Raw genomic sequence first — 12,815 nt, forward strand, 5'->3', positions numbered from 1 at the left:
GGTCAGCCGACGATAAAGGTCTGGCCAGTCTGCAGGCCTTCCACGCTCTTGGCGTAGGCCAGCGCCACATCGGCGCCGGGAACCGGTTTGTAGCCACGGAAGTACGGGGCGTAGCTGTCCATGGCTTCTTCCAGCACGGTCGGGCTCACCGAGTTCACCCGCAGGCCGCGTGGCAGTTCGATGGCGGCGGCGCGGACGAAGCCGTCGATGGCGCCGTTGACCAGGGCCGCCGAGGCGCCACTGCGGATCGGGTCGCGGTTGAGGATGCCGGAGGTGAAGGTGAACGAGGCGCCGTCGTTGGCGAACTCGCGGCCGATCAGCAGCAGGTTGACCTGGCCCATCAGCTTGTCCTGCAGGCCCAGGGCGAAGTGCTGGGCGCTCATCTCGCCCAGCGGCGCGAAGGTGACATTGCCCGCGGCGCAGATCAGCGCGTCGAATGTGCCGGTTTGCTCGAAGAGTGCGCGGATCGAGGCGCTGTCGCTGATATCCACCTGGAAATCACCGCTGTTGCGGCCGATGCGGATGATTTCATGGCGTTGCGACAGCTCTTTGTCGACGGCCGAACCAATGGTGCCGTTGGCGCCGATCAGAAGAATTTTCATGGGGTTGTTCCTCGCGTGGGTTGAACGAGGTTGCAGTCTAGTGCTGGTTTTTCCTGTTGATTAGCGCGTTAATAGGCAACCTTTGGTTTTCAAATGGAAACAATCCATGAGTGAGATGGATGACCTGGCGGCGTTCGCCGTGCTGATCGAGGCAGGCAGTTTTACCCTGGCCGCCCAGCAACTGGGGTGCAGCAAGGGGCAATTGTCCAAGCGCATCAGCGCCCTGGAGACGCAGTTCGCGGTGGTGCTGTTGCAGCGCACCACACGGCGCTTGAGCCTGACCGCGGCGGGCGCCGCCTTGTTGCCCCAGGCCCAGGCGCTGCTGGTTCAGGTCGAGCGGGCGCGCCAGGCGCTGGCGCGGCTCAAGGACGACATGGCCGGGCCGGTGCGGCTGACGGTGCCGGTGTCCCTGGGCGAGACTTTCTTCGAAGGCCTGCTGCTGGAGTTTTCCCGGCAGTACTCCGAGGTGCAGATCGAGCTGGAGCTGAACAACAACTACCGCGATCTGTCCCGGGACGGTTTCGACCTGGCGATCCGTTCGGAAGTGGCCAATGACCAACGACTGGTGGCCAGGCCGCTGCTGGCCTGGCACGAGATGACCTGCGCCAGCCCGGCTTACCTGGAACAGTATGGCGAGCCACAGGCGCCCAGGGACCTGGCCGAGCATCGCTGCCTGCTCAACAGCCATTACAGCGGCCGTGAGGAGTGGCTCTATCACCAGCAGCACGAACTGTTTCGGGTACGGGTGTCGGGACCTTTCGCCAGCAATCACTACAACCTGCTGAAAAAGGCCGCGCTGGTGGGGGCGGGGATCGCCCGACTACCGTCCTACCTGCTGCAGGCGGAACTGGCCGACGGGCGTTTGCGCGGGCTGCTGCGCGATTACCAGACCCGCAGCATGCCGATGTACCTGGTGCATCCGTATCAGGGCGGGTTGCCCAGGCGTACCCAGGTCCTGGCCGATTACCTGATCGGCTGGTTCAAGCGCAGCGGCGAAGCGCTGGATCGCCTTTGACCTGACGGTTTGCGCCTGTAGCCGCTGCCGCAGGCTGCGATAAGGCCGAAGGCCTTCAGCGATCTCAAGACCTTGCGTCCCCTTCGGGGCCGATCGCAGCCTGCGGCAGCGGCTACAGCGCTACAGCGGGGGCTCAGCGATAGCGGCGGGCGATCAGGTGGTCGATGGACAGCTTGCCGGGGCCGCGGGCCATCAGGTACAGCAGGACCGCCGCCCAGGTGCCGTGGGTCGGGTAGGCGTCAGGGTAGACGAACAGCTGGATGGTCAGGGTCATGCCCAGCAGCGCCAGGGCAGAGAAGCGCGTGGCGAAACCGACCAGGAGCAGCAGCGGGAACAGATGCTCGGCGAATGCCGCCAGGTGTGCGGCCAGTTCGGGGGAGAGCAGCGGTACCTGGTACTCGCTCTGGAACAAGGGAATGGTCGAGTCGGCCAGGCGCGGCATGCCGAACTCGAACGTCCCGGAGAACAGGTCGATGGCCAGGCCCTCGATTTTGGTCTGGCCGGACTTCCAGAACACCGCGGCAATGGAGAAGCGCGCGATAAAGGCGATCAGGCTGTGGGGAATACGCTCCAGCAGCTGGATGAGCCGGTTCACCCCATGGGTGAGCGGGTGATGCTTGGTGCAGTGGGTGTGCATGTTCAGACCTCGGAATGGGGGGACAGGCGAGTGATGGCGCCGCGACCGATCAGCAGCGCCAGGGCCTGGCTCGGCTCGAACGCCGGATCGACAGCCAAGGCATTGGCCGCGGCGACTTGCAGTGGCTGCGAGTGGTGCAGGGCATGGATGAAGCAGGCGACCCCGGCGTCGATGGCGAACACCTCGACCTCCAGCTCATGACGCAGTACCAGGGCGTCTTGTCCTTGGCACAGGTCGATGTTCTTTAGGTCGACGCCTTGCCAGTCGTCATCGCCCTGGTGGGCGGCCCATACATCGACCACCGGATAGGGCGAGTTCAGCAGGCCGAGCGAGGGATGCAGTTCCAGGAGCAATTGCCCCAGCGTTTGCGGCTCGGCCATGGCCGTCGCGAGCTGCGCCAGTGGCACCGGGCAGGCGTCGGCGGCGTGGTAGGCGGTGACCCGCAGGCGCTCCAGGCGCGCGACATCGGCCAGGTAAGGCACGCCGGCGGCGGGAGGGAAACCGCCGATGAAATCGGCGAAGTCATGGCCATAGTCGCTGAGCACGGCGCTGGTGGGCGGGAAGCACCTGACGTAGAGCGCGGCCATGGCCCGGAAGAACTCATCGCCCACCAGTTGCGCCACCACCGGATAGGCATCGGCCAGGGCGTTGATCAACGAGCTCTGCACATTGTTGCGGTACACCGCGAAGCGGCTGGCCGGGTCGGCGCCGTTGCCGCAGTACAGGTCCGCAGGGCAGGGTTGCTCGGAGTCGAACAGGGCGCTGGCGAAGCTGGCTTGTGTGTTCACGGCAGCCTCCTGGCGCATTGCAGCAGCTCATCCGCCTGGCGTACTTCAGCGTGCAGCACGGAAAACGCCGGCACCTGGTTGTCGCGCTCGATCAGGGTCGCGGTCGCTCCGATCCGTTCCAGCAGCCGCAGGTACAGCGCCCATACGGCGTTATCGATCGGCGCGCCGTGATCGTCGATCAACAGCCGGTCGCCCAGGCTGTCGGTGTCTTCGGCAAACCCGGCCAGGTGGATCTCGCCCACCGCGTGCAGCGGCAGGGCATCGATATAGGGCAGCGGGTCGCGCCGGTGGTTGATGCACGCCACGTAGACATTGTTCACGTCCAGCAACAGGCCGCAGCCGGTGCGGCGTATCACCTCGCGGATGAATTCGGCCTCGTCCATGCTCGACTGGCGAAACTCCAGGTAGGTCGCCGGGTTCTCCAGCAGCATGGGGCGGCGCAGTGTGCTCTGCACCTGGTCGATGTGTTCGCAGACGCGGTTCAGGGTCGGCCGGTCATAGGCCAGGGGCAGCAGGTCATTGAGAAACACCGGGCCATGGCTGGACCAGGCCAGGTGTTCGGAAAAGGACTGGGGTTGATACCGCTCGATCAGCACGGCCAGGCGTTTCAGGTGCTGTTGGTCCAGCGGACCTTCGGCACCGATCGACAGGCCGACGCCGTGCAGCGACAACGGATACTGTTCGCGGATCAGCCCCAGGTAGTGATGGAACGGCCCGCCAGCGACCATGTAGTTTTCCGCATGGACTTCAAAGAAGCCGATATCGGGCTGTTCCTTCAGGACCTGGCGAAAGTGCTCGGTCTTGAGCCCCAGCCCGGCGCGTTGCGGCAGGCTGGAGACGGTCGCCTGAGTGGCGGGATGGAGGGGGAGTGGTACGGCCATGTTCATCATCGACACTCAGGCAGGTTGCTTACGACTTGGCTTTGTAGGCTTGCAGTTGGCCGAAACCGGTAGGCGAGGTGCTGCTGGCGGTTTTCTCGCAGGTGCCTTTAGGAACCAGCTTCCAGGCGTTGGCCTGGTGGTCGACCTTGGCGGTACCGGCACAAGTGGTGCCCGCGCCTGCCGCGCAATCGTTCTTGCCCTTCATGGCGACGCCAAAGCATTTCTCCATGTCGTCGGCGGCCTGGGCGGTGGTCGGCAGCACGGCGATGCTCAAGGCAGAACCGAGGGCCAGGGCCAGGGCGGCGGCGGACAGGGTGCGAGTGGTAGCGGTCATGGTGTTTCTCCAGAAAAGGTAGTGGGTAGGCAGGCATTCGTGCCTGCTTACCCCTCTAGAGAAAGGTCGCTGGGGTTTGTTACAAGCCGCGGTGGAAATTTTTCTGTAGCCGCTGCCGCAGGCTGCGATCGACGGCGAAGCCGGCGCAATCACTGGCAGCACGGTGTACCGAGCCTTCCGAGTGGTCAGCCTGTGCGGGGCGTTGCCCCGATCGCAGCCTGCGGCAGCGGCTACAGGGGGGCGATTTCCAGGCGAAAAAAAACGGCCCCGCAGGGCCGTTCTTGTTTGCAGCAAGTGCTCAGCCGCCCAGATAGGCTTCGCGCACCTTGGGGTCGGTCAGCAGGGCTTCGCCGGTGCCTTGCATCACCACCCGGCCGTTTTCCAGTACATAGGCACGGTCGGCGATCTTCAGCGCCTGGTTGGCGTTCTGTTCCACCAGGAACACCGTCACGCCGTCACGGCGCAGCTGTTCGATGATGTCGAAGATCTGCTGGATGATGATCGGCGCCAGGCCCAGGGACGGTTCGTCGAGCAGCAACAGCTTGGGCTTGCTCATCAGCGCGCGGCCGATGGCGAGCATCTGCTGTTCGCCGCCGGACATGGTGCCGCCGCGCTGGTTGAAGCGTTCCTTGAGACGCGGGAACAGGCCCAGGACCTTGTCCATCTGCTCCTGGTAATCGCCCTTGTCGGTGAAGAACCCGCCCATGGCCAGGTTCTCCTCCACGGTCAGGCGGGCGAACACCCGACGACCTTCCGGCACCACGGCAATGCTCTTGCGCATGATCTGCGCCGAGGTTTGCCCCACCAGTTCCTCACCCAGGTAACGGATGCTGCCGCTGTGGGCCTGCGGCGAACCGCAGAGGGTCATCAGCAGGGTGGATTTGCCGGCGCCGTTGGCACCGATCAAGGTGACGATCTCGCCCTGGCGGATCTCGACGTTGACGCTGTGCAGCGCCTGGATCTTGCCGTAGAAGGTGGAAACGTTTTCGAACTGCAGCATTTACGCTTCCCCCAGGTAGGCTTTGATCACTTCAGGATTGTCGCGGATCTGTTCCGGCGTGCCGTCGGCCAGGGGCGTGCCCTGGTTGATCACGACGATGTGGTCGGAAATGCTCATGACCAGCTTCATGTCGTGTTCGATCAGCAGCACCGTGGCGTTGTGCTCTTCGCGCAGCACGCCGATCAGCGCCTTGAGGTCTTCGGTTTCCCGCGGGTTGAGGCCGGCGGCCGGTTCGTCGAGCATGAGGATCCGCGGACGGGTCATCATGCAGCGGGCGATTTCCAGGCGCCGTTGCTGACCGTAGGCCAGGGTGCCGGCGGGACGGTTGGCGAACTCCTTGAGGTTGACCTTTTCCAGCCAGTACTCGGCGTATTCCATGGCCTCGCGCTCGCTCTTGCGGAACCCCGGGGTCTTGAACAGGCCGGCCAGGAAGTTGGTGTTCAGGTGACGGTGCTGCGCGATCAACAGGTTCTCGACCGCGGTCATGTCCTTGAACAGCCGCACGTTCTGGAAGGTGCGCACCACACCCTTGAGGGCGATCTTGTGGCCGGGCAGGCCCTGGATCGGCTCGCCGTCGAGCAGGATGCTGCCGGCGGTGGGCTGGTAGAAACCGGTCAGGCAGTTGAACACCGTGGTCTTGCCGGCGCCGTTCGGGCCGATCATCGATACCACTTGTTTCTCTTTGACGGTCAGGGCCACGCCGTTGACCGCCAGCAGGCCGCCGAAGCGCATGCTCAGGCCCGTTACTTTGAGGATCTCACGGCTCATTTGCGCAACTCCATGTGTGGGCGTTGCATGGGCAGCAGGCCTTGAGGACGCCAGATCATCATCAGCACCATCATGGCGCCGAACATCAACATGCGGTATTCGCTGAATTCGCGCATCAGTTCAGGCAGCAGGATCATCACGGTGGCCGCCAGGACCACGCCCAGCTGCGAGCCCATGCCGCCCAGCACGACGATGGCGAGGATGGTCGCGGACTCGATGAAGGTGAAGGACTCCGGCGTCACCAGGCCCTGGCGCGCGGCGAAGAAGCTGCCGGCGAAACCGGCGAAGCAGGCACCCAGGGTGAAGGCCGACAGCTTGATCACGGTCGGGTTCAGGCCCAGTGCGCGGCAGGCGATTTCGTCTTCACGCAGGGCTTCCCAGGCACGCCCCAGGGGCATGCGCAGCAAGCGGTTGATGACGAACAGGGCGAACAGCGCGAGCAACAGCGCGACCAGGTAAAGGAAGATCACCTTGTTGATCGAGTTGTATTCGATGCCGAAGTACTCGTGGAAGGTCTGCACGCCCTCGGCGGCCCGGCGTTCGAAGGACAGGCCGAAGAACGTCGGTTTATCGATGTTGCTGATACCGTTCGGACCACCGGTGAGGTCGGTCAGGTTACGCAGGAACAGGCGGATGATCTCACCGAAGCCCAGGGTCACGATCGCCAGGTAGTCACCGCGCAGGCGCAATACCGGGAAGCCCAGCAGGAAGCCGAAAGTGGCCGCCATCAGGCCGGCGATAGGCAGGCAGATCCAGAAGCTCAAGCCGTAGTAGTGCGACAGCAGCGCGTAGCTGTAGGCGCCCACGGCGTAGAAGCCGACGTACCCCAGGTCCAGCAGGCCGGCCAGGCCGACCACGATGTTCAGGCCCAGGCCGAGCATCACGTAGATCAGCACCAGGGTGGCGATGTCCACCGCGCCGCGGGAGCCGAAGAACGGCCAGACCAGCGCACCGATGATCAACGCAATGATGATCCAGCGCTGGGTGGTCGGCAGGGTCAGGAAGTTACTGGCCTTGGCCGGGATCACCGGCATGTTGGGCGAGGACTTCCAGGCCGCGCTGATCTGCTGGTCGAACAGCACCCGCAGGAACATCAGCACCGAACACGCGGCGATGATCATCAGGGTGGTGGGGCTGGTGCCATGGACTTCCAGGTTGATGCCGACGATGGTCAGTTTCAAACCGAGTATCGGGTAGGCGACGGCCCACACCAGCAAGGCGCTGAAGAACGCCTGTCGAAGATTCCTAGTCATACTTTCTCAACCTCCGGACGGCCCAGCAGGCCGGTTGGCCGGAACAACAACACCAGAACCAGCAGGCCGAACGCCACGACGTCCTTGTACTGGTCGCCGAAGATATCGGCACCGAAGGCTTCCGCCACCCCAAGTACCAGGCCGCCCAGCATGGCGCCCGGAATGCTGCCGATGCCGCCCAGTACCGCGGCGGTGAAGGCCTTGAGACCGACCAGGAAGCCGGCGTTGGGGTTGATCACGCCGTATTGCATGCTCAGCAGCACGGCCGCGATCGCCGCCAGCGCGGCACCGATCACGAAGGTCAGGGCGATGATGTTGTTGGTGTTGATACCCAGCAGGTTGGCCATCTTGATGTCCTCGGCGCAGGCACGGCAGGCGCGGCCCAGGCGGGAACGGGAGATGAACAGGGTCAGGCCGAGCATGGCGATCAGGGTCACCACGAACACCACGATTTGCATGTAGGAGATCAGCACTTCATGTGCGCCACCCGGCCCGATGGAGAAGTTGCCCGGGATCAGGTTGGGGATGGATTTGTCCTTGGAGTCTTGCGCCAGCAGAACCGTGTTCTGCAGGAAGATCGACATGCCGATGGCCGAGATCAGCGGGATCAGACGGTTGCTGCCGCGCAGGGGGCGGTAGGCGATCCGTTCGATGCTGTAGCCGTAGGCACTGGTAACGACGATGGTCGCGATGAAGGCCGCGGTCATCAAGAGCGGGACACTGTCGAGTCCCATCATGGTCAGGCCCGCGATGGCAATGAACGCCACATAGGAACCGATCATGTACACCTCGCCGTGGGCGAAGTTGATCATTCCAATGATGCCGTAAACCATCGTATAGCCGATGGCGATCAGGGCATACGTGCTGCCAACGGTGAGACCGTTAACCAGCTGTTGGAAAAAGTGATAGAGGTCAGGCATTACAGCGCTCCTAAAAACCTGATACGCATTTCACTGGTGGAGTCATTTTCCCGCCTGTGCCCCGTGGATCTGCATCCACTTCGGGTCAGGTTTTGCCAGCGAACCGCTGATGACGGTTTTGAGATTTTCAGGTGGGCGGGCTTCCGGATCACGGAAAACAGGCCCAATACGTTCGCAAAACAAAGCCCACGGCACGCCGTGGGCTTTATTGGCAGTCAGTCAGACAGGGCCTTATTGAGGCGAGACTTCGGTTTTAGGTTTGCCGAAGTGCCACTCGTAGACCACGAACTTGAAGTCTTTCAGGTCGCCCTTGGTGTCGAAGCTCAGGTCGCCGGTCGGGGTCTTGAACGTACCGGCGTGGATGGCTTCGGCCACTTTGGTGGCGTCTTCGGACTTGGCGGCCTTGATGCCTTCGGCAATCACTTGGACAGCCGAGTAGGAAGGGAACACGAACGGACCGCTCGGGTCTTCTTTCTTGGCCTTGAAGGCATCCGCCAGGGCTACGTTGGCCGGATCCTGGTCGAAGGATTTCGGCAGGGTCACCAGCAGGCCTTCGGAAGCGTCCTTGGCGATCTGCGAAATGGAGTCGTTACCCACGCCTTCCGGACCCATGAACTTGGCTTTCAGGCCTTTTTCCTGGGCTTGGCGCAGGATCAGGCCCAGCTCCGGGTGGTAGCCGCCGTAGTAGACGAAGTCGACGTTGGCTTGCTTGAGCTTGGCGATCATCGAGGAGAAGTCTTTGTCGCCGGCGTTGATGCCTTCGAACACGGCAACCTTGGTGCCTTTCTTCTCGAGGGTCTGCTTCACGGCGGTGGCGATGCCTTCACCGTACTGCTGCTTGTCGTGCAGCACGGCAACGATTTTCGGCTTCACGTGGTCGGCGATGTAGTTGCCGGCGGCAGGGCCCTGGGCGCTGTCCAGGCCGATGGTGCGGAACACCATCTTGTAACCACGGGTGGTGATGTCCGGGCTGGTGGCGGCGGGGGTGATCATGACCACGCCTTCGTCTTCGTAGATGTCCGAAGCCGGTTGAGTGGAGCTGGAGCACAGGTGACCGATCACGAACTTGACGCCGTCGTTGACGACTTTGTTGGCTACGGCGACGGCTTGTTTCGGATCGCAGGCATCATCGTATTCGACGGCCTGGAGCTGCTTGCCATCGACGCCGCCCTTGGCGTTGATTTGTTCGATGGCCATTTTGGCGCCACTGAACTGCATGTCGCCGTACTGGGCTACAGGGCCGGTCTTGGGGCCGGCGATGCCGATCTTGATGGTGTCAGCTGCGAACGAATGGCTGGCGACTCCGGCCAGAACCATAGCGGCAAACAGTTTGGAAATCTGCTTAGTAGCCTTATTCATAGTGCTCCACTCTTACTGTTGTAATTTTTATAGTCCTGGCGCCGTAGCAGCAGAACCGGGTCAGATATCTCTTGGATATCCCCGGAAAATGCCCCCGGCAACTGTACCGGTACAGTGTAGAGCGCCGATTGTTAGCCTGGGAAGCTGGCGCCAGGGGGCAAAATCAGGGGGTGTCGCTTTATTGAAAGAAAAAGACAGAATCGCGGCGGGGTTTTGACCGTATTCAGCGAGCAATCCCTGGCTCTCCTGCACTTCTCTATCGTTGACGCAATTGCAACCGGGTTTGTCTGCCAGAGCACCGACGTTATCATTGCGCCGATTTCTTTTCGGGACAGGCCCATGACTCAAGAACCTAGCACCCTCTATGCCAAGCTGCTTGGTGAAACCGCATCCATTACCTGGAAGGAGCTGGAACCGTTCTTCGCCAAGGGTGCCCTATTGTGGGTCGACGCCAGCCTGGATTTGATCGAGGCAGCCGAGGCCATGGCCGAGAACCAGGCCGAGAAAGTCTCTGCCTGGCTGGCCGCCGAGAAGGTGGGCAAGGTGTCTGCGACGCGGGCGCTGGATCTGGTGGAGCGCGATCCGCTGCTGTGGGCGGTGGTGGTTTCGCCGTGGATTCTGGTCCAGGAAAGGGCGCAGGGCGAAGATTGAGCACCAAAATAGTGCCTGGTTTTTCCAGCTAAAAGTGTGTAGCCGAGTAACCGCGATCAGGGTGCTGGCAAGTTGCCCGTGGAGAAAGGCCCCACCCATTTCAGGCTGACGGTGACGTAAGCGGAATGGGAACAGTTTGCAAGGCAGCCCGAGGGCTGCCTGATTGTTTCAGGGGATTAACATCACTTCCCTGTAAACGCCATTTCCCCTGGAGCGAAGCTTGCTCGCGATCGCGTCCAGCCTAGTCGACATCGCTTGAGCTCGATGCCGCTGATCGCGAGCAATCGAGCGTCGACCCGCTGTTCCTACAGGTGAGGGGGGCAGCTGGTTAGTAAGCCGTCCTGCCCGTATGGTTGTTCAGCGAGATGACCTTGGTCTTGCCGATGCGGTGGCGGTAGATCTCGCGCAGGTACTTGATGGCTTTCTTCACGCAATCGCGGGACAGGCGGATGTCGTTGATCGAGACGAACTTGTCCTTGTCGTTGATCAGCTCGCGGTACTTCTTCTCGTACATCGGCTTGATCGCGTACCAGTTGGTATCGAGGATCTTCGCCGGGTTCTCGAACTCGTTGAGCAACTCGTCGATGCGGCTTTCATCGAATGCCTCGCTGACGATGAAGTCGAGGATCGAGTTGTCCAGGGTCTCGTCGAAGCGGTACGGGTTGCGGGCGAAGCAACGCTTGATAAAGGCCACGATCAGGGTCAGGAAGTCGTCCGACAGGCACGGGCTCTTGGCGATCAGGGTGGTCAGCGACAGGTTGGCCGAAGCGCCGATCACCAGGGCGTAACGCTTGAGGGTGGTATTGGGGAACAGGCTGTTGAGGTGGGTCTTGAGCCGGTTCAGGTCCATGTACGACAGCTTGTAGTCCTTGGGCAGGGAGACGATCGACACCACCGACGAGCAGTTCTTGAAGAAGTGCAGGTCGTGCAGCGCGGCGGCGTCGTAACCGGATGCCTTGTATTGCTCCAGCGCCGCGCGATAACGCTTGGACTCGATCGGCAGCAGGCTGATGCCTTCGATGGCCTGGGTCACCTTGTTGAAGTGCGGCAGGTCGATGGAGCGGAAGAACAGGTCGTCGATGTTCAGGCGCTGCGGCTCTTTCTCGAACACCTTGAACTTGTCGCCGCTCGGCACCGGGGTTTCCGGGACCACGGACTCGGCATAGGCGATCGCCACCGGGCCGGCCAGGCTCATGAACAGGTCGTTGGCATCCAGGCGGATGGTCTCGCCGATGTCGATGCCGGCGCGGCGGAAGTAGTTCTGGTCGTAGTCGGTGGTCACCGCCTGGGCAGTGAGGATGTTGAAGATCTGCTGGGAGATGTACTGGTTGGCGTGCTTCTCCATGGCGTTGACGTCGATGTTCTGGATGTTGCCGTCATCGCTCTCTTCGGCATAACGCATGATGTCGTTGGAGATCAGCATCATCGCGTTCCATGGGCGGATGCGCCCCATGACGCTGGCTTCGCTGCTGTCTTCGTTATCGAAGTTGTAGGAGAAGTCCCATTCTTCCGACAGGTATTTGCACAGCAAGCGTCCGGCGTTGATGTGCAACGCTTCGGACATTTCGCTGCGGTGATCGGAGATGTTCGGCAGTACGCAGATGCCGCTGGTGAAGATCGGCTCGAAGACGAAGGAGTGGCCGCTCTTGCTGTCGTGCTCGTCGATCGGCTTGGTGTCGAACGTCTTGTTCATGTACGAGTACTGCTGGGCCAGGCCGAACTCCGAGGCCATGCCCGAACCGGTACCGCCGCCGGCGCTGAAGATCGAGAAGTACAGGCGCGACTGGTTGGCCTTGATGCCGCAGGAGTCGATCAGGTACGAGTGGATCATTTTCCAGTCGGGGCTGGAGAAGCGCTGCGTGTCCTTGTTGAGGATGATCTTGGCCAGGTACTGGCCGAGGATCGGCGCGTTGCCGGCGCCGCCGGCATGGACTTCCGAGAGGTCCATGATCTTCATTTTGCTGTAGTCGCGGATGAAGCCGCTTTTTTCGCCCTTGCGCGAGAAGCGGATGCGCCCGGCGATGTCCTTGTCCAGGTCGCCCAGCATCACCAGCGGCTCGACCAGGAACACCGGTTTGCTGGCCTTGCTCTGGCCCAGGCGCAGGTTGTGGCGGATCCACTGGGCGGGGCTGTAGCCCTTGTCGGCATAGGCCTTGTCGTCGGTGTTGAATTCGTTGAGGTAGAACTTGCGGGCGTTGTACACCAGCTCCGCCACATCCAGGGCGATGTTCGACCCGCAGCGGCCCAGGCCGATCAGGCAGACCGAGGGAAACTCCTGCTCGCGGCGCGCCTCGAGTTCGTCTTCCAGGTGCGGCGCGCGGGGAAATACCGAGTCGCGCAGGCCGTCGAGGTTGTCGAGGATGCGGTCGGTGTTGGTTTCGGTGAAGTAGAGGTATTGCTGGGGCGCCTGCGGGCGCGAGCTGGACAATGGCTTCGAATCTGAAAAGCTCTGGCTGCCCGGGGTCAGCGTCAGTTCGGATACTGCGTTGGCAGAATTGTTTTTAGAAGTCATTGTGCGCCGTGTGTCTGGACTGGTCGGCTCGGTGACAAGATATCAAAGAGCCATCAAGTGGGATCTCGCGACTTTACAGCGCGATATTGGCCCCA

Annotated in this window: 13 protein-coding genes; 2 read left to right on the forward strand and 11 right to left on the reverse strand. The window is 62.0% G+C overall.

The features are described 5' to 3' along the window. Positions 1-2: 2 nt before the first annotated feature. Complete coding sequence (locus tag CXQ81_RS08925; RefSeq protein WP_101337026.1) at positions 3-602, reverse strand: short chain dehydrogenase; 600 nt, start codon at positions 600-602, stop codon at positions 3-5. Between the two features lie 106 nt (positions 603-708). On the opposite strand from CXQ81_RS08925, the gene CXQ81_RS08930 reads away from it, so the two are divergent. Beyond that, positions 709-1,617: a LysR family transcriptional regulator gene (locus tag CXQ81_RS08930; protein ID WP_101337027.1), complete on the forward strand. Its 909-nt coding sequence runs from the start codon at positions 709-711 to the stop codon at positions 1,615-1,617. A gap of 133 nt (positions 1,618-1,750) precedes the next feature. Here CXQ81_RS08930 and CXQ81_RS08935 read toward each other — a convergent pair whose 3' ends face one another. The 9 genes from CXQ81_RS08935 to CXQ81_RS08975 form a co-directional block, all read right to left on the reverse strand. After that, positions 1,751-2,254 carry a DoxX family protein gene (locus CXQ81_RS08935; protein ID WP_101337028.1) on the reverse strand — a complete coding sequence of 168 codons (504 nt, stop codon included), beginning with the start codon at positions 2,252-2,254 and terminating at the stop codon, positions 1,751-1,753. A gap of 2 nt (positions 2,255-2,256) precedes the next feature. Then, the gene (locus tag CXQ81_RS08940; RefSeq protein WP_101339393.1) at positions 2,257-3,042 is read right to left on the reverse strand and encodes a DNA-binding domain-containing protein; all 786 of its coding nucleotides are present in this window, start codon (positions 3,040-3,042) and stop codon (positions 2,257-2,259) included. Continuing rightward, positions 3,039-3,923, reverse strand: coding sequence for a DUF692 domain-containing protein (locus CXQ81_RS08945; protein WP_256593466.1), 885 nt, complete (start codon positions 3,921-3,923; stop codon positions 3,039-3,041). Before CXQ81_RS08945 ends, CXQ81_RS08940 begins: the two co-directional genes overlap by 4 nt. A 28-nt stretch (positions 3,924-3,951) precedes the next feature. Further along, on the reverse strand, positions 3,952-4,257 hold the full coding sequence (locus CXQ81_RS08950; RefSeq protein ID WP_101337030.1) for a DUF2282 domain-containing protein: 306 nt from the start codon (positions 4,255-4,257) through the stop codon (positions 3,952-3,954). A 298-nt stretch (positions 4,258-4,555) separates the two neighbouring features. After that, a complete protein-coding gene (locus tag CXQ81_RS08955; protein ID WP_007926621.1) occupies positions 4,556-5,257 on the reverse strand; it encodes an ABC transporter ATP-binding protein in 702 nt (233 codons plus the stop codon). Continuing rightward, the gene (livG, locus tag CXQ81_RS08960) at positions 5,258-6,025 is read right to left on the reverse strand and encodes a high-affinity branched-chain amino acid ABC transporter ATP-binding protein LivG (RefSeq protein WP_009047385.1); all 768 of its coding nucleotides are present in this window, start codon (positions 6,023-6,025) and stop codon (positions 5,258-5,260) included. Then, positions 6,022-7,278: a high-affinity branched-chain amino acid ABC transporter permease LivM gene (locus CXQ81_RS08965; RefSeq protein ID WP_101337031.1), complete on the reverse strand. Its 1,257-nt coding sequence runs from the start codon at positions 7,276-7,278 to the stop codon at positions 6,022-6,024. The genes livG and CXQ81_RS08965 overlap by 4 nt, the downstream gene beginning before the upstream one ends. Then, positions 7,275-8,198 carry a high-affinity branched-chain amino acid ABC transporter permease LivH gene (gene livH, locus CXQ81_RS08970; protein WP_007926616.1) on the reverse strand — a complete coding sequence of 308 codons (924 nt, stop codon included), beginning with the start codon at positions 8,196-8,198 and terminating at the stop codon, positions 7,275-7,277. Before livH ends, CXQ81_RS08965 begins: the two co-directional genes overlap by 4 nt. Before the next feature lie 231 nt (positions 8,199-8,429). Next, the gene (locus tag CXQ81_RS08975) at positions 8,430-9,557 is read right to left on the reverse strand and encodes a branched-chain amino acid ABC transporter substrate-binding protein (RefSeq protein WP_007926614.1); all 1,128 of its coding nucleotides are present in this window, start codon (positions 9,555-9,557) and stop codon (positions 8,430-8,432) included. Between the two features lie 339 nt (positions 9,558-9,896). Here CXQ81_RS08975 and CXQ81_RS08980 point away from each other — a divergent pair, with 339 nt between their 5' ends. Beyond that, a complete protein-coding gene (locus CXQ81_RS08980; RefSeq protein WP_007926613.1) occupies positions 9,897-10,208 on the forward strand; it encodes a DUF2288 domain-containing protein in 312 nt (103 codons plus the stop codon). A 328-nt stretch (positions 10,209-10,536) separates the two neighbouring features. On the opposite strand, the gene CXQ81_RS08985 is transcribed toward CXQ81_RS08980, so the two are convergent. Continuing rightward, on the reverse strand, positions 10,537-12,720 hold the full coding sequence (locus CXQ81_RS08985; RefSeq protein WP_007926612.1) for a hypothetical protein: 2,184 nt from the start codon (positions 12,718-12,720) through the stop codon (positions 10,537-10,539). Between the last annotated feature and the right edge of the window lie 95 nt (positions 12,721-12,815).

Origin of the sequence: Pseudomonas sp. 09C 129 (assembly GCF_002843625.1) — a bacterium.
Classification (GTDB): domain Bacteria; phylum Pseudomonadota; class Gammaproteobacteria; order Pseudomonadales; family Pseudomonadaceae; genus Aquipseudomonas; species Aquipseudomonas chlororaphis.

Excerpts from the sequence above, each read along its gene's own strand:
- CXQ81_RS08925 (WP_101337026.1), bottom strand. The coding sequence starts at position 602 with ATGAAAATTCTTCTGATCGGCGCCAACGGCACCATTGGTTCGGCCGTC.
- CXQ81_RS08930 (WP_101337027.1), top strand. The coding sequence starts at position 709 with ATGAGTGAGATGGATGACCTGGCGGCGTTCGCCGTGCTGATCGAGGCA.
- CXQ81_RS08935 (WP_101337028.1), bottom strand. The coding sequence starts at position 2,254 with ATGCACACCCACTGCACCAAGCATCACCCGCTCACCCATGGGGTGAAC.
- CXQ81_RS08945 (WP_256593466.1), bottom strand. The coding sequence starts at position 3,923 with ATGGCCGTACCACTCCCCCTCCATCCCGCCACTCAGGCGACCGTCTCC.
- CXQ81_RS08950 (WP_101337030.1), bottom strand. The coding sequence starts at position 4,257 with ATGACCGCTACCACTCGCACCCTGTCCGCCGCCGCCCTGGCCCTGGCC.
- CXQ81_RS08955 (WP_007926621.1), bottom strand. The coding sequence starts at position 5,257 with ATGCTGCAGTTCGAAAACGTTTCCACCTTCTACGGCAAGATCCAGGCG.
- livG (WP_009047385.1), bottom strand. The coding sequence starts at position 6,025 with ATGAGCCGTGAGATCCTCAAAGTAACGGGCCTGAGCATGCGCTTCGGC.
- CXQ81_RS08965 (WP_101337031.1), bottom strand. The coding sequence starts at position 7,278 with ATGACTAGGAATCTTCGACAGGCGTTCTTCAGCGCCTTGCTGGTGTGG.
- livH (WP_007926616.1), bottom strand. The coding sequence starts at position 8,198 with ATGCCTGACCTCTATCACTTTTTCCAACAGCTGGTTAACGGTCTCACC.
- CXQ81_RS08975 (WP_007926614.1), bottom strand. The coding sequence starts at position 9,557 with ATGAATAAGGCTACTAAGCAGATTTCCAAACTGTTTGCCGCTATGGTT.
- CXQ81_RS08980 (WP_007926613.1), top strand. The coding sequence starts at position 9,897 with ATGACTCAAGAACCTAGCACCCTCTATGCCAAGCTGCTTGGTGAAACC.
- CXQ81_RS08985 (WP_007926612.1), bottom strand. The coding sequence starts at position 12,720 with ATGACTTCTAAAAACAATTCTGCCAACGCAGTATCCGAACTGACGCTG.